At 63.4% G+C, this 19,728-nt stretch carries 23 protein-coding genes and 1 other RNA gene; 12 read left to right on the top strand and 12 right to left on the bottom strand.

Annotation, left to right across the window (positions count from 1 at the left end; translation table 11 throughout):
- Positions 1-8: 8 nt before the first annotated feature.
- Both AB4136_RS07625 and AB4136_RS07620 read right to left on the bottom strand, forming a co-directional pair.
- On the bottom strand, positions 9-524 hold the full coding sequence (locus AB4136_RS07625) for a dihydrofolate reductase (protein ID WP_024924492.1): 516 nt from the start codon (positions 522-524) through the stop codon (positions 9-11).
- A complete protein-coding gene (locus AB4136_RS07620; protein WP_024924491.1) occupies positions 524-1,540 on the bottom strand; it encodes a DUF4424 domain-containing protein in 1,017 nt (338 codons plus the stop codon). Before AB4136_RS07620 ends, AB4136_RS07625 begins: the two co-directional genes overlap by 1 nt.
- Before the next feature lie 143 nt (positions 1,541-1,683).
- Here AB4136_RS07620 and cobF point away from each other — a divergent pair, with 143 nt between their 5' ends.
- Complete coding sequence (gene cobF / locus AB4136_RS07615; RefSeq protein WP_024924490.1) at positions 1,684-2,445, top strand: precorrin-6A synthase (deacetylating); 762 nt, start codon at positions 1,684-1,686, stop codon at positions 2,443-2,445.
- Positions 2,446-2,480: 35 nt separating this feature from the next.
- Here cobF and AB4136_RS07610 read toward each other — a convergent pair whose 3' ends face one another.
- The 4 genes from AB4136_RS07610 to modA form a co-directional block, all read right to left on the bottom strand.
- Positions 2,481-2,822, bottom strand: a complete 342-nt coding sequence (locus AB4136_RS07610) for a winged helix-turn-helix domain-containing protein (RefSeq protein WP_024924489.1) — start codon at positions 2,820-2,822, stop codon at positions 2,481-2,483.
- A 96-nt stretch (positions 2,823-2,918) separates the two neighbouring features.
- A complete protein-coding gene (gene modC, locus AB4136_RS07605; RefSeq protein ID WP_024924488.1) occupies positions 2,919-4,031 on the bottom strand; it encodes a molybdenum ABC transporter ATP-binding protein in 1,113 nt (370 codons plus the stop codon).
- Positions 4,028-4,732 carry a molybdate ABC transporter permease subunit gene (gene modB, locus AB4136_RS07600; protein WP_024924487.1) on the bottom strand — a complete coding sequence of 235 codons (705 nt, stop codon included), beginning with the start codon at positions 4,730-4,732 and terminating at the stop codon, positions 4,028-4,030. The genes modC and modB overlap by 4 nt, the downstream gene beginning before the upstream one ends.
- 16 nt (positions 4,733-4,748) lie before the next feature.
- Entirely contained in the window at positions 4,749-5,534 is a 786-nt protein-coding gene (gene modA, locus AB4136_RS07595; protein ID WP_024924486.1) for a molybdate ABC transporter substrate-binding protein, read from the bottom strand.
- Positions 5,535-5,741: 207 nt separating this feature from the next.
- On the opposite strand from modA, the gene AB4136_RS07590 reads away from it, so the two are divergent.
- Together AB4136_RS07590 and tsaA are read left to right on the top strand one after the other, a co-directional pair.
- On the top strand, positions 5,742-5,948 hold the full coding sequence (locus AB4136_RS07590; RefSeq protein WP_024924485.1) for a TOBE domain-containing protein: 207 nt from the start codon (positions 5,742-5,744) through the stop codon (positions 5,946-5,948).
- A gap of 1 nt (position 5,949) precedes the next feature.
- Positions 5,950-6,441, top strand: coding sequence for a tRNA (N6-threonylcarbamoyladenosine(37)-N6)-methyltransferase TrmO (gene tsaA, locus AB4136_RS07585; RefSeq protein WP_024924484.1), 492 nt, complete (start codon positions 5,950-5,952; stop codon positions 6,439-6,441).
- A 38-nt stretch (positions 6,442-6,479) separates the two neighbouring features.
- Here the strand turns inward: tsaA and AB4136_RS07580 are convergent, their stop codons facing one another.
- Both AB4136_RS07580 and AB4136_RS07575 read right to left on the bottom strand, forming a co-directional pair.
- Positions 6,480-7,274: a thymidylate synthase gene (locus tag AB4136_RS07580; protein ID WP_024924483.1), complete on the bottom strand. Its 795-nt coding sequence runs from the start codon at positions 7,272-7,274 to the stop codon at positions 6,480-6,482.
- Between the two features lie 141 nt (positions 7,275-7,415).
- Entirely contained in the window at positions 7,416-7,727 is a 312-nt protein-coding gene (locus AB4136_RS07575) for a DUF2853 family protein (RefSeq protein WP_024924482.1), read from the bottom strand.
- A gap of 167 nt (positions 7,728-7,894) precedes the next feature.
- Here AB4136_RS07575 and ssrA point away from each other — a divergent pair.
- Positions 7,895-8,257, top strand: a transfer-messenger RNA (tmRNA) gene (gene ssrA / locus AB4136_RS07570).
- A gap of 173 nt (positions 8,258-8,430) precedes the next feature.
- Entirely contained in the window at positions 8,431-8,982 is a 552-nt protein-coding gene (locus AB4136_RS07565; protein ID WP_137900526.1) for an AAA family ATPase, read from the top strand.
- A gap of 29 nt (positions 8,983-9,011) precedes the next feature.
- Here the strand turns inward: AB4136_RS07565 and AB4136_RS07560 are convergent, their stop codons facing one another.
- Both AB4136_RS07560 and AB4136_RS07555 read right to left on the bottom strand, forming a co-directional pair.
- On the bottom strand, positions 9,012-10,157 hold the full coding sequence (locus AB4136_RS07560; protein ID WP_171020930.1) for a GGDEF domain-containing protein: 1,146 nt from the start codon (positions 10,155-10,157) through the stop codon (positions 9,012-9,014).
- Positions 10,158-10,337: 180 nt separating this feature from the next.
- Positions 10,338-11,543: a multidrug effflux MFS transporter gene (locus AB4136_RS07555; protein ID WP_137900524.1), complete on the bottom strand. Its 1,206-nt coding sequence runs from the start codon at positions 11,541-11,543 to the stop codon at positions 10,338-10,340.
- 161 nt (positions 11,544-11,704) lie between these two features.
- Here AB4136_RS07555 and AB4136_RS07550 point away from each other — a divergent pair, with 161 nt between their 5' ends.
- From AB4136_RS07550 to AB4136_RS07525, 6 genes are all read left to right on the top strand, one after another.
- Positions 11,705-12,385, top strand: a complete 681-nt coding sequence (locus AB4136_RS07550) for a TetR/AcrR family transcriptional regulator (protein ID WP_137900523.1) — start codon at positions 11,705-11,707, stop codon at positions 12,383-12,385.
- A gap of 133 nt (positions 12,386-12,518) precedes the next feature.
- On the top strand, positions 12,519-13,049 hold the full coding sequence (locus AB4136_RS07545; RefSeq protein WP_137900522.1) for an SspB family protein: 531 nt from the start codon (positions 12,519-12,521) through the stop codon (positions 13,047-13,049).
- A gap of 12 nt (positions 13,050-13,061) precedes the next feature.
- Positions 13,062-13,274 (top strand): DUF4169 family protein, encoded by a 213-nt coding sequence (locus AB4136_RS07540; protein ID WP_137900521.1) that lies wholly within the window; start codon positions 13,062-13,064, stop codon positions 13,272-13,274.
- 10 nt (positions 13,275-13,284) lie between these two features.
- Positions 13,285-13,515: a ribbon-helix-helix domain-containing protein gene (locus AB4136_RS07535; protein ID WP_137900520.1), complete on the top strand. Its 231-nt coding sequence runs from the start codon at positions 13,285-13,287 to the stop codon at positions 13,513-13,515.
- Positions 13,516-13,648: 133 nt separating this feature from the next.
- Positions 13,649-13,918, top strand: a complete 270-nt coding sequence (locus AB4136_RS07530) for a hypothetical protein (protein ID WP_137900519.1) — start codon at positions 13,649-13,651, stop codon at positions 13,916-13,918.
- A gap of 110 nt (positions 13,919-14,028) precedes the next feature.
- Entirely contained in the window at positions 14,029-14,592 is a 564-nt protein-coding gene (locus AB4136_RS07525; RefSeq protein ID WP_024924459.1) for a DUF4337 domain-containing protein, read from the top strand.
- Between the two features lie 38 nt (positions 14,593-14,630).
- Here the strand turns inward: AB4136_RS07525 and AB4136_RS07520 are convergent, their stop codons facing one another.
- Both AB4136_RS07520 and AB4136_RS07515 read right to left on the bottom strand, forming a co-directional pair.
- Positions 14,631-15,131, bottom strand: a complete 501-nt coding sequence (locus AB4136_RS07520; protein WP_137900518.1) for a GNAT family N-acetyltransferase — start codon at positions 15,129-15,131, stop codon at positions 14,631-14,633.
- A gap of 75 nt (positions 15,132-15,206) precedes the next feature.
- The gene (locus AB4136_RS07515; protein ID WP_024924457.1) at positions 15,207-19,046 is read right to left on the bottom strand and encodes an AsmA family protein; all 3,840 of its coding nucleotides are present in this window, start codon (positions 19,044-19,046) and stop codon (positions 15,207-15,209) included.
- 225 nt (positions 19,047-19,271) lie between these two features.
- On the opposite strand from AB4136_RS07515, the gene AB4136_RS07510 reads away from it, so the two are divergent.
- On the top strand, positions 19,272-19,679 hold the full coding sequence (locus tag AB4136_RS07510) for a DUF3011 domain-containing protein (protein ID WP_024924456.1): 408 nt from the start codon (positions 19,272-19,274) through the stop codon (positions 19,677-19,679).
- The last annotated feature ends 49 nt before the right edge of the window (positions 19,680-19,728 follow it).

The following is a 19,728-nucleotide window of genomic DNA, read 5'->3' as shown; positions in this document are numbered from 1 at the left end:
GTCCCCGGTCAGCCGGTACGACGCTCATAAACGACGTGACGGGTCGGATGGCTGTCCTTCTCGCCGGCCGGCACGTCGAGCGACGAGACAGCGCGCCAGACCTGTGGATCAATCACCGGAAAATAAGCATCGCCGTCGATCGCCGCTAGCACGTGGGTGACGTGCAGCCGGTCGGCCAAGGGCAATGCCTGGGCATAGATCTGCGCCCCGCCGATCACGCAAATCTCGTCGACGCCCGCCATGCAGCGCCCGCGGATACGCGCCAGCGTCAATGCGTCCTCCAGCGAATGCGCCACTTCGGCGCCGTCGGCGCGCAATGCCGCGTCCCGGGTTACCAGGATATTCAGCCGGTCCGGCAGTGGGCGCCTGGGAAAACTGTCCCAGGTCTTGCGCCCCATGACGATGGGTTTGCCCAGCGTATCGGCCTTGAAACGCTTCAGGTCCGTGGACAGGCGCCAGGGCAAACCGCCCTCGCGCCCGATCACGCCATTCTCGGCAATCGCGACATGAATGGACACAAACATCAGTTGCCGGTTCCGCCTTCGCTGTCGGGCCGGTCGAGCAGCAATATGTTGATGTCGCGCTCCGGCACGTAATTCTCCGCGGTCATTTCGAAGGTGGTCGGCCCGACCTTGCGGACACCATCGCCGCAGAACGAAACCAGGCTTTGCGCGTCGCCCTTGTCGACGGTCAGCTTGAATTTGCCGATGCTGCCGGTCGCCCAGTTGCCGCCGGTTGTCAGGATATAGGCGATACGGCTTTCATAAAGCTGCGGGACGGCGTCGGTATTATTTTGTTGCGCCTTGCGCACACCGGCCTCGAAGGCATTGTCCATGCAGTAGGTGCGCTTGTAGCTGTCATACTCGCCCTGGAATTTACCGTCGTAGAAGAAATTCAGGCCCGCCGTGGCGCCGACACTCGGCTTGTAACGGTGCGCGACATGCACGGCCTTGTTGGCCGGGAAGGTCGCACGCCACCAGAAAGTCGAGCGCAGCTGCCAGAAGGGCGAGCGCACGCTTTTCCAGCCGGTACCGTCGTCAAAGTCGTCCATGACGATGATGCCGCGTGCCAGCCAGTCGTCGGCCACCTGTTGCGGCAGCTTGGCGAGCGCATCCAGCACCACCTTGCCATAAGGATAGAGCGGTACGTTCTGCGCCTTAAGCTCCGCGCCGACATCGACGCCGACCGCGAAGGCTTTCTGCTCCAGTTCGGGTTTGACGGATGCACCGTCAACCGTCACCTCGAAGCCGAGGAAATTGTCGCTGCCTTCATCCGGAATGGATGGCATCTCATAGGGATTGGCCTCGATTTCCGGCAAGGGAAAAGCGACGACGGTCGAGACATCCTTGTCCGACGTATTGCGAAAGACATAGTCCACCGTCACCTTGTCGCGCGAGATGAACAGGTCCTCGCTGTCCATCGAGACGACGTCGTTGCGCGACAGGATCAACCCGCCGGCACCCAGTTCCGCGGTGGAATCGTTGGCGAAGGCAGGAGCCGCGACAAGCGCGAGGCCGAGCGTCAGCGCAATGCGGACCATCGAAGCGATTCCCTTCCCAACAAGCCTGTCCGACCCTACTTGCTTCGACCGCCCGTTCAAAGCCCTTCCGTCGTCGCCAAGACCGGCCGCCGACCCGGTGCCAACACTGGACAGGTCGTCTGCGATCGGGCAGGACAGCGCCCATGCGCAGGCTTCTCGTCATCGGCATCGGCGCCGGCAATCCCGAACATATGACGGTACAGGCCATCAACGGCCTGAACCGAGCCGATGTGCTTTTCATTCCCGACAAGGGTGCGAAGAAAAACGAGCTCGCCGACCTGCGCCGCGCGATCTGCGACCGCTTCGTCACCAATCCGAACTCCCGCCGCGTCGAATTCGACGTACCGGTTCGCGCCGAGCCGGCGCTATCCTATCTCGCCACGGTCGACGATTGGCACGAGGAAATCGCCGGCATCTACGAGCGGCTGGTGCGCGATGAAATCGGCGAGGACGGCTGCGGTGCCTTCCTGATCTGGGGCGACCCGTCGCTCTACGATTCAGCGCTGCGCATCCTTGAGCGCGTCACCCGGCGCGGCAATGTCTCCTTTGAGCTGGAAGTCATCCCCGGCATCACCGCCATCCAGGCGCTGGCAGCCGGCCACAGGATGGCGCTCAACCGCATTGGCGACCCCTTCCTGGTGACCACGGGCCGCCGGCTGACCGAAGAAGGCTTACCCGGCAATGCCACCAGCACCGTGGTGATGCTGGACGGCAAATGTTCCTTTCAGACTGTCTCGGACAAGGATGCCATCATCCATTGGGGGGCCTATCTCGGCACGCCGGACGAAATCCTCATCCAGGGCCGGCTCGGCGACGTCGAGGACGAGATCGTCCGCACTCGTGAAAACGCCCGCCAGCGCAAGGGCTGGATCATGGACACCTATCTGCTGCGCAAGCCTGAGTAGCCGGCGCCTCTACCTGCCCACCGCAACGCCGTTGCTCATCCGGCATCGATCTCCGCCTGCAGCGCGTCCATATGCGCGGCTGCGGCCGCCGTCGCCGCGCGCTCGATGGCGCGATAGCGGCTGACAACCGCCAGCCCGACAGGTGTCAGCTGGGCGCCACCGCCCTTGCGGCCGCCAGTCTGCGCCGCCACCAGCGGCTTGCCGAAGACGCGGTTCATGTCTTCCACCAGGTCCCAGGCGTGCTTGTAGGACATCTCCATGCCGCGCGCGGCGGCCGAAATCGACCCGAAGGCGGCGATCTGCTCCAGGAGTTCGATCTTGCCCGGCCCGATGCGACCGTCGGGATCGAGATTGATCCTCAGACTGAGCGACGGCATTGTTCTTCCTCCCGGTCTGGGGCGTCGATGCCGCCACGTCAAAAGATCATTCGTTATTCCACGGGAGAATAGCGACATGCCGTCGCAAGAGCGTCATCACGCGTCGAATTCCGCCCTTGGCGTGGCCGCCACATTGGCTTCGTCGAAGCTGACGGTCTTGATGACGGCGAAGACGTCGAGCCCAGGAGCCAGCGACAGCGCATGCTGCGACTGCCGGGTAACGCGCGCCATGACGGCCACTCCGTTGCAATCGATCCTGACCTCGACCGCCGCGCCCTCGCCAGGCTCGATCGCGGCAATGCGGCCAGCCAGCACGTTGAGGGCGCTCAGTCCCTGCGGCCGTTCAGTGGCGATCATCACGTCGCGGGCCCGAATACGCAGCCGGACCGGGTGACCGACTGCCGCTTGCAGATAAGGCACGTGGATTTCGCCGGCCGGCGAGCCAAGCACGCTCATGCCGAACCGTTGGTCGTGCTGCAGCACATGCGTGTCCAGAACGGCACCGCCCTCGCCCCGCTCTTCATGCGCCAGAAGATCAAGCCGCTGCATGATCGCGGCGGTCGGACCGGAGGCGGCGACCTTGCCTTGCGCCATGACCACCACGTCGCTCGCCAGCCGCGCCACTTCCGCCACCGAATGGCTGACATAGACGATCGGCACCTTGGTCTCGTCGCGCAGACGTTCGATGTAGGGCAGGATCTCAGTCTTGCGCGCCTCGTCCAGCGAAGCAAGCGGCTCGTCCATCAAAAGCAATCTCGGGCTGGCCAGCAATGCCCGCCCGATCGCCACGCGCTGCTTCTCGCCGCCGGAAAGCCCGGCCGGCCGCCGATCCAGCAAATGGCCTATGCCGAGCAACTCGACCACCGCGCCGATATCGCCGTAGCGCTCCGCGGCCGGCGCGAACCAGCGCCCGTAACGCAGATTGGCCGCCACGCTCAGATGCGGAAACAGCCGCGCATCCTGGAACACCATGCCGATGCGGCGTTTGTGCTTGGGTATGAAAACTCCGTCGCCGGTGTCGACCAGCACCCGCCCGTCGACGGCGATGCGGCCGCGCTGCGGGCGGATCAGCCCGGCGATCGCGTTGATCAACGAGGTCTTGCCGGAACCGGACGGCCCGAACAGCGCCGTCAGTCGGCCCGTGCTTTCGAAGGCCGCATCAAGAACAAAGCTGCCCTGATGGTGACCGATGTCGACCGAGACACTCATTCGATGTCCATCCGCCGACCGAGTCGCCGCGCCAACACCTCCGAGGCGACGAGTGCGCCCATTGAGATGACGATGCTGATGAGGGTGAGCCGCAAAGCGCCCTCGTCGCCGCCAGGCACCTGCGTGAACGTGTAGATGGCCGACGGCAACGTCTGTGTCTCGTTGGGAATGTTGGAGACGAAGGTGATCGTCGCACCGAATTCGCCCATCGCCTTAGCAAAGGACAGGATGGCGCCGGCGATCATGCCCGGCAGGATCAATGGCAGCGTGATGGTAGCGAATACCCAGGCTGGATTGGCGCCAAGTGTACCGGCGGCGGCTTCCAGCTTGCGGTCCACCGCCTCGATGGAAAGCCGGATCGCCCGCACCATCAGCGGAAAACCCATCACCCCGCAGGCAAGTGCGGCCCCGGTCCAGCGGAAGGAAAAGACGATGCCGAAATGCTCCGCCAGGAAAGCTCCGGCAGGACCGCGCCGGCCGAAGGCGAGCAGCAGCAGGTAGCCGGTGACGACCGGCGGCAAAATCAGCGGCAGATGCACGACACCATTGAGGAGGGTCTTGCCCCAGAAGCGACCGCGCGCAAGCAAGAACGCGACCGCGATGCCGGCCGGAAGGCTGGCCAGCATCGCCACCGTCGCCACCTTGATCGACAGCCGGACCGCATTCCATTCGTCGGGCGTGAGGTCCAGCAGCCAGTTCATTCGGTAGTGCTATGCCTTACTGGGTCGGCGCGAGAACCGTGAACCCCTGCGCCTTGAAGAGTTCGCCTGCCTTAGCAGATCGCAGGCACTTCAGGAATGCGGGGGCATCCTTGTCCTTGGAAGCTGCCGTCTGGGCGGCCGGATAGACGATGGGAGGATGCGTCTCTTCCGGGAAGGTTCCAATGACCTTGACGCCCTTCTCGGCGTTGGCGTCGGTCTGATAGACGATGCCCGCCGCCGCCTCGCCCGTGGCGACCAGCTTGAGGGCCGCGCGGACGTTCTCCGCCTGCGCCACCTTGCCCTCGACCGAAGACCAGACGCCGAGCGATTCCAGCGCCGCCTTGCCGTATTTACCGGCCGGCACCGCCTTGAAATCACCCATGGCGAGCTTGCCGTCGCCGATCACCTTGGCGAGATCGAACCCCTTGGCGATCTTCACCTCGGCCTTGGAATCCTTCGGCGCCACCAGCACGATCTCGTTGCCGAGCAATTTCACCTCGGTATCGGCCTTGGTCAGCTTCTTGTCGGACAGATATTTCATCCAGTCGAGGTCGGCCGAGATGAACACATCGGCCGGCGCGCCTTCCTCGATCTGCTTGGCCAGCGCCGAGCTGGCCGCATAGGAAATCTTGGCGGTCTCGCCGACTTCCTTCTCGCAAGCGACATTGACCGCGTCGAGCGCGTTCTTGAGGCTGGCGGCTGCAAACACCACCACCTGCTCATCAGCCCGCGCCGGTGCCGCCAGCATCGCGGCCATGCTGCCGGCAGCCAGCGCCGCCAGCACCAAACCATTACGTTTCATCATCGAACCTCTCCCTGATTTTGCAGACCCGTCCAGCCTTTGGCTCGGAGCGATATATTCATATGAACATAACAAAGGGAAGGCTTTTGCACATTTTTCAGGAAAAGAGTTTCACTGAAAATACGTTGTGGTGCGGCTGTCCGGCAGGCTATTTTGGCCGCCCGCGCGACACTGCGGGGCGGACAGAAACGAACGAAGGAATTTTCCATGAAAATCAGCGCGCGTAACACCTTGAAGGGCAAGATCGTCGAGATCACCAAGGGTGCCACCACCTCGCATGTCCGCATCGACATCGGCGGCGCCGTCGTCACCGCTTCGATTACCAACGAGGCCGTCGCCGATCTTGGCCTCGCCGTCGGCAAGCAGGCCTATGCCGTGATCAAGGCATCCGACGTGATGGTCGGCATCGACTGATTTGGTTCGCGAGAACGAAATCCGCCAAGGCGAGATCGCCGTCGAAGCGCCCGCGGCGACGGATGCCGGGCTCGTCTTCATCGGCACCATCCGCACACCCTGGACCTCGCGGCTGGTGACGCCGCGCCAGGGCCGCGCCGACGGTCCGGTCTGCCACATCGAGGTCTTCCCGCTCTGGCAACAGGCGCTGGCCGGCATCGAACAGTTCGAGCGGCTGGAAGTACTTTACTGGCTGCATCTGTCGCGCCGCGACCTCGTCAGGCAGAGCCCGGCCAATGACGGCAGTGCGCGCGGTACTTTCGCCCTGCGCTCGCCGGTCAGGCCGAACCCGATCGGCACGTCCATCGTCACGTTGGTCGACGTCGAGGGATCGACCGTTCTGGTCCGCGGCATAGACTGCCTCGACGGCACGCCATTGCTCGACCTGAAACCCGACCGCACGCTGTTCACGCCTATCGCTCCGCCGCAGGCCGGCGACTTCGAAGTGGGCTGAAACGATCGCCCCGCAGCCATTCGGCTGGCCGGCGGCGATTACACCGCGATCGGTGCCTTGATCGTCGCGTCGGCGACGTAGTTCTCAAGACGGAAATCCTCGAAGCGGAAGGAGAAAAGGTCCTTCACCTCGGGGTTCATCCACATCGTCGGCAGTGTTTTCGGCTTGCGCTGCAACTGCTCGCGCGCCTGTTCGAAATGGTTGGAATAGATGTGCGCGTCACCCAGCGTGTGCACGAAATCGCCGGGTTTCAGCCCCGTCACCTGCGCCACCATCATGGTGAGCAGCGCATAGGAAGCGATGTTGAACGGCACGCCGAGAAAGATGTCCGCGGAACGCTGGTAGAGCTGGCATGACAGCCGTCCGTCCGAAACGTAGAACTGGAACAGGCAGTGGCAGGGCGGCAGCGCCATTGCCTCCACCTCGGCCGGATTCCATGCCGAGACGATCAGCCGGCGTGAATAAGGATTGCAGCGGATTTCGCGGAGCAGATTTTCGATCTGGTCGATGGTGCCGCCATGCGCATCCGGCCAGGAGCGCCACTGCTTGCCATAGACCGGGCCGAGATCGCCCTTGGCATCCGCCCACTCGTCCCAGATGGTGACGCCGTGGTCGTTCAGATATTTGATGTTGGTATCGCCGGCCAGAAACCACAGAAGTTCGTGGATGATCGACTTCAGGTGCAGTTTCTTGGTGGTAAGCACCGGGAAGCCGTCGGCCAGATCGAAACGCATCTGATAGCCGAACACCGAGCGTGTGCCGGTGCCGGTGCGGTCGCCCCGGTTGGTGCCATGCTCCATCACATGGTTCAGCAGGTCCAGATATTGGCGCATCGCTATTGCCCTGATTCGCGGGATTTGCGTCGCTGTCGATCATAACCGACCCGCCGCCGCAGGGCTATCGCCCAGGCACGCCAAACCACAGCCTTCCGGCGCGATACCGCGCCGGATACACATCCAACGTGTCTCTGAAGCTTAGAGCGAGCCGAGCTTGCCGAGATCCTTGGCGACCAGATAGTAGAAGGTCACGCGGCCCTTGCTGTGGTCGGCATGCATGGCCTTGCAGGTCTTCTCGATCGCTGCGTCGGCCTTCTTGGCGTCGGCGATGCCGAGCTTCTTGCCCACCCAGCTGTCTCTCACGCGCTTGAGCTCTTCCGGGTCGGTGCAGGACACCAGCGAGGAATCGCGGTTCCGGAGCGCGATGCCCAGGTGCTTCACGATCTTTTCGACAACTTCGGCGCTGGCGCCGGCGTCATATTTCTTCACGTCTGCAAGATAATCGCTCATCAGGAATTCCCCTCATCGGAGCCATGCGTCTGTCCGGTGAGAGCAACTGGAATAAGCCGCGAACCCGGACACAACCGGATTCTCCTCACCGACCCAAACCTTCGGTTGCGCTTTTGCGCAAGTCAAGCCTCACAACATCGATTGGCACAGCATCGATCCGCGAAAGCAGCCTTTCATTTTCCGATCGCGCCCCCTATATTCGTTTCGTCGGCTCGACCGACTATGGCGATAAACAGGCGATGAAATAAGCCGTTCGGACCCGGGGGCGGTACCCGGCGCCTCCACCAAAAACCGCTGTCTCCCCGAGGGAGCGGCTTTTGCTGGGGGCGAAATAGGATCGACGAAGGTGTAAAGATCGTACTTTTGCCCGGCATTGTACCACCGTTATCGGGCTAAACTTATAGTTGCCAACGACAACTATGCGGAAGCTCGTCTCGCTGCTTAATGCGGCGCGAACGCTTCAAATCAAGCCCTAGCGGTTCGCACCTCTAGGCGGGGTCCGGAGGCACCTGGCAACAGAAGCCTCCACTTCTCCTCCTCCCCAAACTCCCCCCAAAAAGCCGCCGCACGCCACCCGGCCATCTTTGGCCGCATTGCCTGCAGACAGGCCAGCGCCAGGCGCATCCCTCCCGAAACATCGAAATGCCTTTCGTCGAGCCGCGCGCCGTCCGGCTTGCGCCACCAAACTCCTGGGAAGACAGCCATGCAGAACCAAACCGATCATTTCATCGTGCTCACCGGCGGTCCCGGCTCAGGCAAGACCACGCTCATCGAAGCGCTTGCCGCGCGTGGTTATGCCACCGCGCCCGAGGCCGGACGCAACATCATCCAGGACCAGTCGGCGGTCGGCGGATCCGCCCTGCCCTGGGACAACAAGGCATTGTTCGCTGAATTGATGCTCGCGTGGGAATTGCGCTCCCACCGCGCCGCCGCCAGGCAGGACGGGCCTGTGTTCTTCGATCGCGGCGTGCCGGACACACTGGCCTATCTAAAGTTGTGCGGCCTGCCCACACCGGCGCACATGCAGAAGGCGGCTGGGCATTTCCGCTACAACCGCCGCGTCTTCATCGCGCCGCCTTGGCCGGAGATCTTCACCCAGGATGCCGAACGCAAGCAGGGCATCGAGGAAGCCCAGCGCACCTACGACGCCCTGGCCGACACCTATCCGCGCTATGGCTATCAATTGATCACCTTGCCTCACGCATCGGTCGAGGAGCGGCTCGCCTTCATCGTTCAACGATTGAAGAAGCCGTAAGCGACCACAGCCGTCACGACCCGATATCATCAGGCCGCGCGCGGCAGCCTGGCGCCTTCGGCCAGCGTGCGGTTGCGCCCGGCATGTTTGGCCGCGTAGAGCATCTTGTCGGCGCGGCCGATCGCGTCCCAAAGGTCCTCGCCGGCACGGCACTCGACGATGCCGAAACTGCAAGTGACCTTGAACCCTGCCGGCAGACCGGCCAGTTCGCAGCTGGCGATCGCGGCCCTGAGTTGCTCAGTCAGCATATAGGCATCGTCCGTCGAACAATCCCTGAGCAGGATGACGAACTCCTCGCCGCCGATGCGCGCCACGAGATCTTTTACCCGCACCTGCTCGCGAATGATTCCAGCAACGGTCGAAAGCACGACGTCGCCTGCGGCATGGCCGAAGCGATCATTGATCGACTTGAACCGGTCGATGTCGCAGGCGACAACGCTGAGGGGATTGCGCACGGCACCGGACAAAACCTCGACCGCGCGCGCCTCCAGACCACGCCGGTTGAGCAGGCTGGTCAAGAGGTCGCTGTCACGTTCGCTCTTGAGACCGAGCACCACGTCGGCGCACACCACCACCAGCAGGCCGAGCCCCATCGCCACGCCGAGCACCGACATGGCGAACTGCGCCCACAGCCAGAATGGCGATTCGAAGAAGGCGGCGATGTCACTAGTGGGCACCGAGCCACCGGTAAGCAGTGTGCGCACCACGAAGGTCAGCGAAAGACCGGACAGGAGCCACAGCATCGCCTTGTCGATGGTGCTGCCGCGTGTGAGATGCCGCAGCTTCCAGGCAGCGCTGAGCACGATACCGGCCATGCCGAGATTGAGCGCACAGGCCCTGATCTGGAGATTGTCCACGACATAATAGAAATAGCCGAGCAACCCGACCATCAATGCCATCCAGGCGGCATGTTCGAGGAGTGGCATCCGCTTGCCCGAGCGCGAAAGCACGCCTTCGGCCAGGAACAATGGCCCTGCCGTGTAGAGCACTGCGCAGGCCAGGCTGTTGAGGCCGATGTCGGACGGCCACAATGCGAGTTGCACCACCGTTCCGGCACTGACCGACAGGAAGGCCAGCGAAAACAGCACGAGATGCCGGCGCCGCCGGTCAAGCAGCCAGACGCTGAAAAAGCTGGCCGCGAAAAGCAGCAGCAATGCCGAAGGAATGAACTTCAAGGTTTTCGCCCGCGCCCGTTGCCCGCGTCCAATGCGGCCCGACATCTACACGGCACGGGTAAACAAGACGATAGCGCGGCGCCTAAAAGCCGCGACATTCGGGCGCTGCATCAGCTTTTCGCCGCACAAACAAAAGGGCCGGACAATTGTCCGGCCCTTCCGATCAGTCTTGGGAGAGACTTATTCCGCCGGCGCCTCGACCGCCTGACGGGCACGGCCGAGGGTGACCTGCGTCAGCACGAAGGCGATGACAGCGGCCAGCGCGATGCCTGCCACCATCGGCAGCGGCGTGCCGTCGAAGAACAGTCCGGCGACGCCCATCGCCACCGCACCGATGGCGAAATGCAGCGTGCCCATCAGCGCTGAGGCAGTACCGGCGATGGTGCCGTGTTCTTCCATGGCCAGCACCGACGTGGTCGGGATGACGAGGCCGAGGAAGCCGTAGCCGATGAACAGCAGGCTCGCCATCACGCCCAGCTGGTCGATGCCCGATGCCATCACTGCCAACAGCACCACCATGGCGGTGGCGTAGCCGACGACGGCAACCTTCACGACGCGCTTCAACCCGAACCGGTCAGCAAGCCAGCCGGTCATCTGCGACATGCCGATGAAGGCAACGGCGTTGATCGAGAAGAACACGCTGTAGAGCGATGGCGACAGGCCGTAATGGTCGATCAGGATGAAGGACGAACTTGCCAGATAGACGAAGAACGAGGCGATGCCGAAGCCGCCGATGGCAGTCAGGCCAAGGAAATTGCGATCCTTGAGCAGGAACCAGTAGCTCTTCAGCGCCGTGCCGAAGGATGATCCTACACGGTCCTCGACCGGCCGCGTTTCCTTCTGTGCCGTAGCCAAAAGCACGATGGCAATCACAGCAGCGCCCGTCAGCACCCAGAACACTGCACGCCAGCCGAGACTTTCGATGATCAGGCTGCCGGACAGCGGCGCCAGAATCGGCGACACCGAAAACACCAGCATCAGCAGGGACATCAGCTTGGCGGCTTCATTGCCTGTATGCATGTCGCGCACAACGGCACGCGGTATGGCCATGCCGGCACTGGCACCCAGCCCCTGCAGGAAACGGAACGCGATGAGCCATTCGATGTTCGGCGCCATCGCGGAACCGACACCACCGACGATGAACAGGGCAAGGCCGACATAAAGCGGCGGCTTGCGGCCATACATGTCGGACAGCGGCCCGACGACGATCTGGCCGAAACCCATCGACAGGAAAAAGATCAGAAGGCTCATCTGCACGGCGGACGTGCTGGCCTTGAGATCAGCACCGATCGAAGGCAGCGCCGGCAGATACATGTCGACGGCGAAGGCGCCGACGGCAGACATAAGGCCAAGCAACACCGCGGTGCGGAGGAAATGCGCGTTCATAATATGGCTCTTTCAATCTGGTTGACACCGCAATGCGGTGTCCAACCCCAGGACGTTCCATCCCTCGAGATACCGACAACGGTGTGTCGATTCCCTCAATTCACAGTCCAGAAAATTAGACATCCTTGTCTAAATTGTCAATCACGACTATATAGATTTCCATGAGCCAGACGATTTCTGCTGACACCTTCCCGCCACGCGGCCATGAAGCCAAGCGCGCTTCGGTCATCTCCTCCGCCGCCAAGGTGTTTTGCCGGGAAGGTTTTGCAGGGGCCAACATCGACCTGATCGCGGTCGAAGCAGGGGTTTCGCGCCAGACGGTCTACAACCATCATGGCGACAAGGAGAAGCTGTTCGTCGCCGTTGTGCGCGAACTCACTGAACGGCTGAATGCCGAGAGCTTCGCTACGCTCGCCACTTTCCCGGATCAACCGAAGGATCTCGAGGCCGACCTGATCGCCTATGCCGTGCGCATGAACCGCAATTGCATCTGCAGCCGCGATGGCAAATTCCTGCGCAAACTGATCCAGACCGAGAGCGAACGCTATCCCGAACTGTTCGCTGAATGGCGCGAAAACGGCCCTGGCACGACATTGTCGGCGCTGGCGGCGCGTTTTGCCCGCCTCGCCTTTGCCGGCCATCTTGCCATCGAAGACCCAGACGTGACCGCTCGCCATTTCATCGCTCTCGTCAATGCCGAACTGCAGATTGCCTTCATGATGGGCATCCAGCCGACTGAAGAAGAAGTGCTGCGGTCCGCCACAAATGGCGTGCGCGCCTTCCTGCGGGCCTATGGCGCACGCCAGCCAGCCGGCTCGTTGCGCGAAGCCGTTGCGGTCTGATCCAAACGGTAACCATCACGCCAAAAAACGCTGAAGCACGCTGGCTTGAACGGAGCCGGGCCTATATCCGGTTTACGAGCCCGCCAAGCTTGATTACAGCTATGCGGACGATTCAACGGAACCGCCCTGGCATATGGCCGACGACCACATCCGCTACGACATTCTGGCCCAGGAAGCCCTGCGCGGCGTCATGCGCAAGGTTCTGGCCGAAGTCGCACGCACCGGCCTGCCCGGAAACCACCACTTCTTCATCACCTTCCTGACCGGGGCGCCCGGCGTACGCATCTCCACGCGCCTGCGCGAACGCTATCCCGAACAGATGACGATCGTCATCCAGTTCCAGTATTGGGACCTGAAGGTGACCGAAGCCGGCTTCGAGATCGGCCTGTCTTTCTCGGATATCCCCGAAAAGCTCGAGATCCCCTTCTCCGCCGTGCGCGGCTTCTACGATCCCTCGGTGAATTTCGAACTGGAATTCGACGTCAAGACCGAGACGTTGGCCGAGATCGAGGAAAAGCCTGTCGTGGCACCGGTCGCGCTCGCGCCGGAAAAGAAGACAACGTCGAAGAAGAAGGCGGCGGAACCCGAAGTGCCGCCAGCCGAAGAGCCGGCCACAGGAAAGGGCGCCGAAGTCGTTTCGCTCGACGCCTTCCGCAAGAAGTAGGGCCAGCGGCGCATGGCCGAGATCGTCAATCTCCGCCAGCTCAGAAAAAGCAAGGCGCGCGAAGATCGTAGCGCCGAAGCCGAGCGCAATCGCATCCTACATGGTCGCAGCAAGACCGAGAAGCAGCGCGAGCGGCTGGAAGCGGAGCGCGCCGCCAACTTCGTCGAAGGCCATCGCCGCGAACCGGCGCCCGATAGCAAGCCGCCCTCCCCGGACCGGAACTGAGCTGGAAGACGTGAGCCTGGTCGAAAAACGCTCTGTCACCATTCGCGGCCATCGCACGTCCTATTCCCTGGAAAAGCCGTTCTACGACGAGCTCGTAGCCATCGCGGAAAACCGCACGATCACCGTCGCGGCCCTGGTCGCCGAGATCGACGAAACCCGCCCGCGCGAGGCCAATCTTTCCTCAGCCCTGCGGCTCTACGTGCTGGATTGGGTGAAACGAGGCGCTGGCACGGGACACTAACGCTCGTGCCGACAAGTCTGCCCGCTTCGATCACATCCGCGAGAGCACCGCCGCCAGTCGCAATCGCGCCACAATCGCTTCCGCATCATCGCGTGTAAGGGACTCGCTGCAACACAACCACAAGGGTGTGTCGATGAAAAACCTGGCGCTTGCAGGAATGATCGCAACCATATTCGCCATGCCGGTTTCCCAGGCAGGGGCCGTGGGCTGCCTGACCGGAGCCGTTGCGGGCGGCGTGGCCGGGCACTATGCTGGACACCACGGCGTCGTCGGCGCGGTTGGTGGCTGCGTCGCCGGCCATGCCCTGCATAAAAAGCAGGTGGCGGCACGCAAGCTGAAGCATCAGCAGGAACTTCAGCAACAGCAGACGGCGCCCGCACAGGCCACGCAGCCGGCGCAATGACCTGACGACGACCAGGCCGCGCCCGGCGGCGACCTGCCTGACGCACGCCGCTGCGATACGCGGCGGTCGGTTCGGAAACGGCGACTTCCGGCAATTTGGGGGGAATGACGATGGAAGATGCCACGCAGGAACATCTGGAACAGGCCGAACACGCTGAACATGCGGCAAGCGAAGGCAACCCCTTCCTCATCACCGTTTCGGTGACGATCGCTGTGCTTGCGGTGTTGGCGGCGACCGTCGGCAGCTTTGAATCGCTTGAGACCGCCGAGGCGATCAACGACAAGAGCGACGCCGCCTATCTGCAGAACAAGGCGAGCGACCAATGGGCCTTCTATCAGGCCAAAAGCATCAAGAAGAACCTTTACGAAGTGGCTGCGGCGCAAGGCGGGCCAACGGCGGACGCGATGACCGCCAACGCCAAGCGCAACGAGCAAGACAGCGCCAAGATCCAGGCCGACGCGAAAGCCCTGGAGCAGCAGGTCGACGAAAAGCTGACCGACAGCGAATTGCACACGCGCCGCCATCACATCCTGACGCTGGCTGTAACCTTGCTGCACATCGCCATCGCCATCGCCACATTGTCCATCATCATGCGCGGGCGACGCTGGCCATGGCACGGGTCGCTGGCACTGGGCGTGATCGGCCTGCTGGCTGCCGGCTTCGCCTATCTTTGAGGCTCAGAGAGAGCTGCTCCAGCCGGCGGTTTTCCCCGTCAGCCGATACGTCTCGCCATCATCACCTCGTCGATCTCCGTGCCTTCGTGGATCACGCCGGCTGGAATGCGGCCGAACGGGACAAACCCGGCGCGTTCATAGAAACGTTGCGCCTGGTCATTGTCGGCGTTGACAGTTAATTCGAGCTGCAGAATGCCGATGCCGCACGCATGTTCGGCGAGCGTGTCGAGCAGTGCCTTGGCCATGCCGGTGCCGCGCTCACTGGTCCGCACATAGACCATGACGATGGTAGCGCGATGGCGCGATTTCGAAGACTGCTCCCGCAACAATCCCATCAGGCCGACCGGCTCGGCGCCGCGAAAGGCGATGAAGACCGGGTTGGCGGCAATGCGCCGCCGCCATTCCTCGTCTGGCAAAACCTCCCAGTCCTCCACCCGGCTGGCGAAAGCCGAAGGCTCCAGCCGCAGCGCTTCGATACGGATCTGCCTGAAGGCTTCGGCATCGTCGACATCGGCCAGCCTCACGCTGACATCGTTCATCGCAGCCTCCCTTCATTGGCCATAGTCCGCAGCCGCGCCTGCTTGGCACAGTCACGATGGCCCGGCTTTTTCGCGCTACTGCAGCGACTTCAAGAAATCCCGAATCGAAAACGGCTCCAGCGCCGGTTTGGGCGCCGATTTGGGCACTGGTGTCGGGGCCGGAACGGGCTCGGCACGCGGCGCAGGCACGACAGTTGGCGTCTGCTCGGCAGCCCGGCGTTCCGCCTCCAGCCTGGCCTTTTCCTCAACGGCCAGTCTGATCGCCGCTTCCGCCTTGCGCCGCTCGACCTCTGCGGCCGCTGCCTGTTCGGCGCGGGCTTTCTCTTCCGCGTCGGCCTTCGCCTTGGCCTCGGCGGCAGCCCTGGCGTCCGCTTCCGCTTTTTGCCTGGCCTCTTCTTCCGCCTTGCGCCTTGCTTCCTCGGCGCGATCGCGCTCTTCCTGCAACGCCACATAGTAGCGCGCTTCGCGACGCAACCTCTGCTTCTCCAGCAAAACCGCCTGCATCGCCTCCACCCGCTGCTGCTCCTTCTCCAGCGCCCGCTGCGTCAGGAACTGCGCCAGCGGCGCGCTGTCGAACGCGCGCGCCGGTGCCGCTATCGGTCCGTCGATGCTGTAGTTCAGCGCCGGCTCGGAGCCGACAAGCGCCTCGTCGCCCGGGCGATAGGTCAGCGTACCGCGCGCGGTGGCCGTTGCCTTGACGAGATCAGCGGAAAGCTCCGCCGACAGTGTCGAGGCCGGTGTCTCGAAGCTGACGGGCGGCGCGCGCAGCACGCCCCCGGCCACGGTGAAGGCGATGTCGGCATCGTGTGCAACGTAGCTGCCCTGCCCCACGATGCCGGGAGCGAAGCCTGCCGTCCGCGCCGCATCGATGTCGCGGCCGAGCTCGTCCGCCTTGCTCAGCAAGGCCGGCAGCGCATCCGGATTGAGGTTGGCGATCGTCATGCCTCTCAGCGCCGCTGTTCCCGAGCCTGCAAGCGAACCGACCATCGCGTCGACCGATTTGCCGCTGCTGGTAAGCGTGGCGGTGAAAGTACCGGAGCCCGACAGACCCGAAGCCGGCAACAGCGTGGCGAGATCAGTGCTGGAAAGCGTCGCCTGGCCGCTGAACAGGCCGTTGCCGTCATTGTTCTTTAGGTCGAACAGACCGGTGATCGTGCCACCGAACAGTTTCGCCGTCAGGTTGGAAACACCGAGCCCATCATCGCTAAGCTTCAGCGACATCGAGGCGTCGTGGGCGGTTGTCAGCGGCCCGGCGAACAGCGTGGCCGCGCTCAACTCAAGGTCGGCGGTCGCCTGCATCGCGGGTTTGGCGGCAAAGGGCGCCTTCGGCCAGTTGCTGCCGTCGCTTGCCAATGCGTCATTGCCGAACAGCATCGCCGCCAGCGGGTCGAGATCGAGCGTATCCAGCGCCAGCTTGCCGGTGAGATGCGGCCGTCCGTCATCAAACGCCGCGCTCAGATTGCCCGACACGGCGGTGCCGCCGACGCCGCCCTTGAGATCGGAAAGCGTCGCCTGGCCGTTGCCATAGCTTGCATCGGCCGACAGGCCAACCGCCGCCCCCATGCCCATGGTCGGCAGCACCACACCGGTGCTCATCAACCACGGCTCGATGTCGGTAGCGTCGAGACCGGTCTTTCCCTTGGCCTCCAGCCCCTGCGGCGTGTCGGTGAGCGTCCCGTCGAAACGCGCGCGGAAATCCAGTCCCGACAGGTTGAAGGCGGTGGCGATGCCGCCGGCCAACGTACCACGGGCAGTGATGTCGGTGGTCGCTTCGCCCAACATGCCAAGCGGCAGCGCCGGCAGCCCGTAAAGCGCGAGCAGAGCCGTGGCGTCAGGATTCTTCGCGTCGAATGTCAGCGAAAACGGCGCCTTGGCGAGCTCCGTCGCGCGCCCATGCGCCGACAGCGAAACCGACAGCGCGGAACCGCCCACCTTGCCCTTACCCGAAAGCGCCAGCCCCGTGGTGCCGTCGCCATTGTCGGCCGCGCTCATCACCACGTCGAGGCGCGCATCGGCGAACAGCCCCGGAAACGCTTTGCCGCGCTCTGACAGCGCCGACAGCACCCGATTGTCTGGGAAGCGGCTGGCCGCCGTGTCGATCAGCGGTGCCAGGTCGTCACCCAGCATCGAAGCATCGAGACTGCCGGTCGGCGCGGCCGGAAAATCCTTGATGCGGCCTGTCGCGCTCACCGCCGTGCCCGCCAATCCGCCGATCGACAATTTGTCGATCTCCAGCGTACCGGCGCGCAACCGCAGCGCAGTGTCCAGCGTGTCGGCGGAAAAGCCCCAGGCATTGACCGGCCCGGCCTTGATCTTGGCGTCCAGATCGCTCGCGGCGAAGCGGCTGGAACCCTTGTCCGATACGAATAGCGAGGCGAACGCCGTCAGCCCTTCGACATCGAGGGCGCTGCCTTCCAACTGCATCGCCACGGCCGGCCTCGCTCCGGTCGACTGGTTGGCGTCGAGGCTGCCGCGAAAGCTGGCCTTGCCGAGCGCCAGTTCGAGGTCGTCGAACTTCTGGCGGGCATCGGTCAGGTCGACCTTGGCGCGGAATCCCGCTCCAGGCAGGCGGCGGATCGCCTCATCGACATCTTTCGACAACCAGGCGGCAAAGCCGGAAGGTTGCGCCACCGCCAGGAGCAGCGAGCCGGTGAACCGCACTTCCCCGTCGACGCCGAGCAGTCCGTCGGCTTCCAATGTGGCGCGGCCGGGCAACGTCGCCGCCAGCGATTTGACCGCCCATCCGCCGCTGGTGGGTTCGGCCGATACGGCAACGTCGCGGATCGTGGTGTCACCCGCCACCACCGCCGGCAGCTTCACCTCGACCGTGCCGGGCATGGCCGGCTTGGGCAGCGCGAGCAGAACCCGCTCCAGCGCCGCAACGCGTTGCGGCATCGTCACGCCCGGACCTGCGCCGGATGCCTCGTCGAACTGTACCTGGGCGCCGCTGGCGGTGATGGCGAAGCGCGGGTCGGCACCGAGGTCGATTGAGGCCTTGCCGTCGGCCGAATAAGGATTGTCGAGCGGCCCGGTCTCGAAACGGAATTCGTTGACGGCCAGCTTGCTGTGATCGAGCTGGAATTTACCGGTCAACCGATAGCCGGGCGGTGCCTTGCCACCTTCCGCAGTGCCCGTCGCGCCTGCGTCCGGCTTGCCTTCGGCGGCCGGCCGGGCGCCATTGTCGCCAAACAGGCGGAATTGGCCTGCATAAAGCGCCTTGCCGTCCTCGACGCCAGCCGTGCCGTCTGTCTCGAAGGACAACGGGTAACCCTCGGGGTCGGCTTTGACCTTCAGCGCGATCTTGCCGGCCCCGTCCGCCTTGCCGGTCGTAGCATTGACGCGCGTGGCCACGCCGTCGGCCTTCAGCGCACCTTCCATGCGCCACGGTCCGGCCAGCGATTTTGCCGAGACGACGGCATTGATATCGCTCAAAAGATGGGTGCGGCCGCTCGCCTCCTGGCGCAGTTCGACAGAACCGCCGGTCACCGTCAGCTTTTCGATCGAAACTTGCGCAGGATCGAAGGGCGAAGACGGCCGCACCGTCCAATCGACCTTCCCATCCGCCGCGATGCCGATCGTCGCCTTGGGTCGCACCAGCCGCATATCGAAGATCAGCACCTCGCCGCGCAGGAACGGCGCCAGCTCCGCATCCATCGAGAAGGTGTCGACCGTCATTGCAGCAGCACCGCCGGGACCGCCCGCCACTGACACGTCGGTGAAGGTCACCGACGGGAACGGCAGCAGCCGCGCCGTGGCGCTGCCTTTCACTGTCACCTTGCGGCCAAGGATGGCACTCGCCTCGCGCTCGAAGTCGGCACGGTAGCCCGTCCAGTCGATGAACGGCGGCACCACCAGCGCCGCAAGCAGCGCCAGCACGAACAGGCCACCGAAGATAACGAACAGGCGTGCGAGCATCACTCCGAAACCGCTGGGTAAAAATGTGCCCGCAATCTAACGGCAATGCTGCGTTGATAAAGTGGCATCTCGCAATCCATTACATTTGTCGGTGCATTCGTGAATGTCGCTGATGGAAAAATGACGAAATCCACGCGCTAGTTTCGCCTTGCACTGCCTGGCCGCGTCTTGTCGGGTCGGGGGGCGTTTCATAAAATGAGCTCATACTGAAATAGAGATCCAACCGTGTTCAGAATAGCCGCCGCCTCCCTCATCGGATTTGCCGCCCTTGTGGGCGTTTCCACCGTACCGGCCAGCGCCGGGCGCACCGTGACATGTTCGTCCAATGGCGACCAATACAACGAATGCCAAGCCGATTTCCGATCCGCCGTCATCCTGCGACAGAAATCGGACAGCCCCTGCATCCGCAACCGCACCTGGGGTTACGACCGTGATTCAGGTACCATCTGGGTCGATGGTGGGTGCCGCGCCGTCTTCGGCGAAGGTTCGCCTAGCCGTCGCCCCGTGCGTCGTTACTATGACGACAATGGCGGCGGCATCATCATCGAACGGCGCCGCGACTACGATCCCTATTACGACCGTCGCTATGACGATCGCCGTCGGGACGACTGCTTCTTCAACGGCGATTGCTAGCCGCAATGTGACCGAGAGGCGGGCGGAACGGCTCACCGTTCCGCCCGTT

The organism is Mesorhizobium sp. 2RAF21, from assembly GCF_052115345.1.
Classification (GTDB): Bacteria; Pseudomonadota; Alphaproteobacteria; order Rhizobiales; family Rhizobiaceae; genus Mesorhizobium; species Mesorhizobium terrae.
The sequence above is the reverse complement of the archived record's forward strand: the minus strand, read 5'-3'. Positions and strand labels throughout refer to the sequence as shown.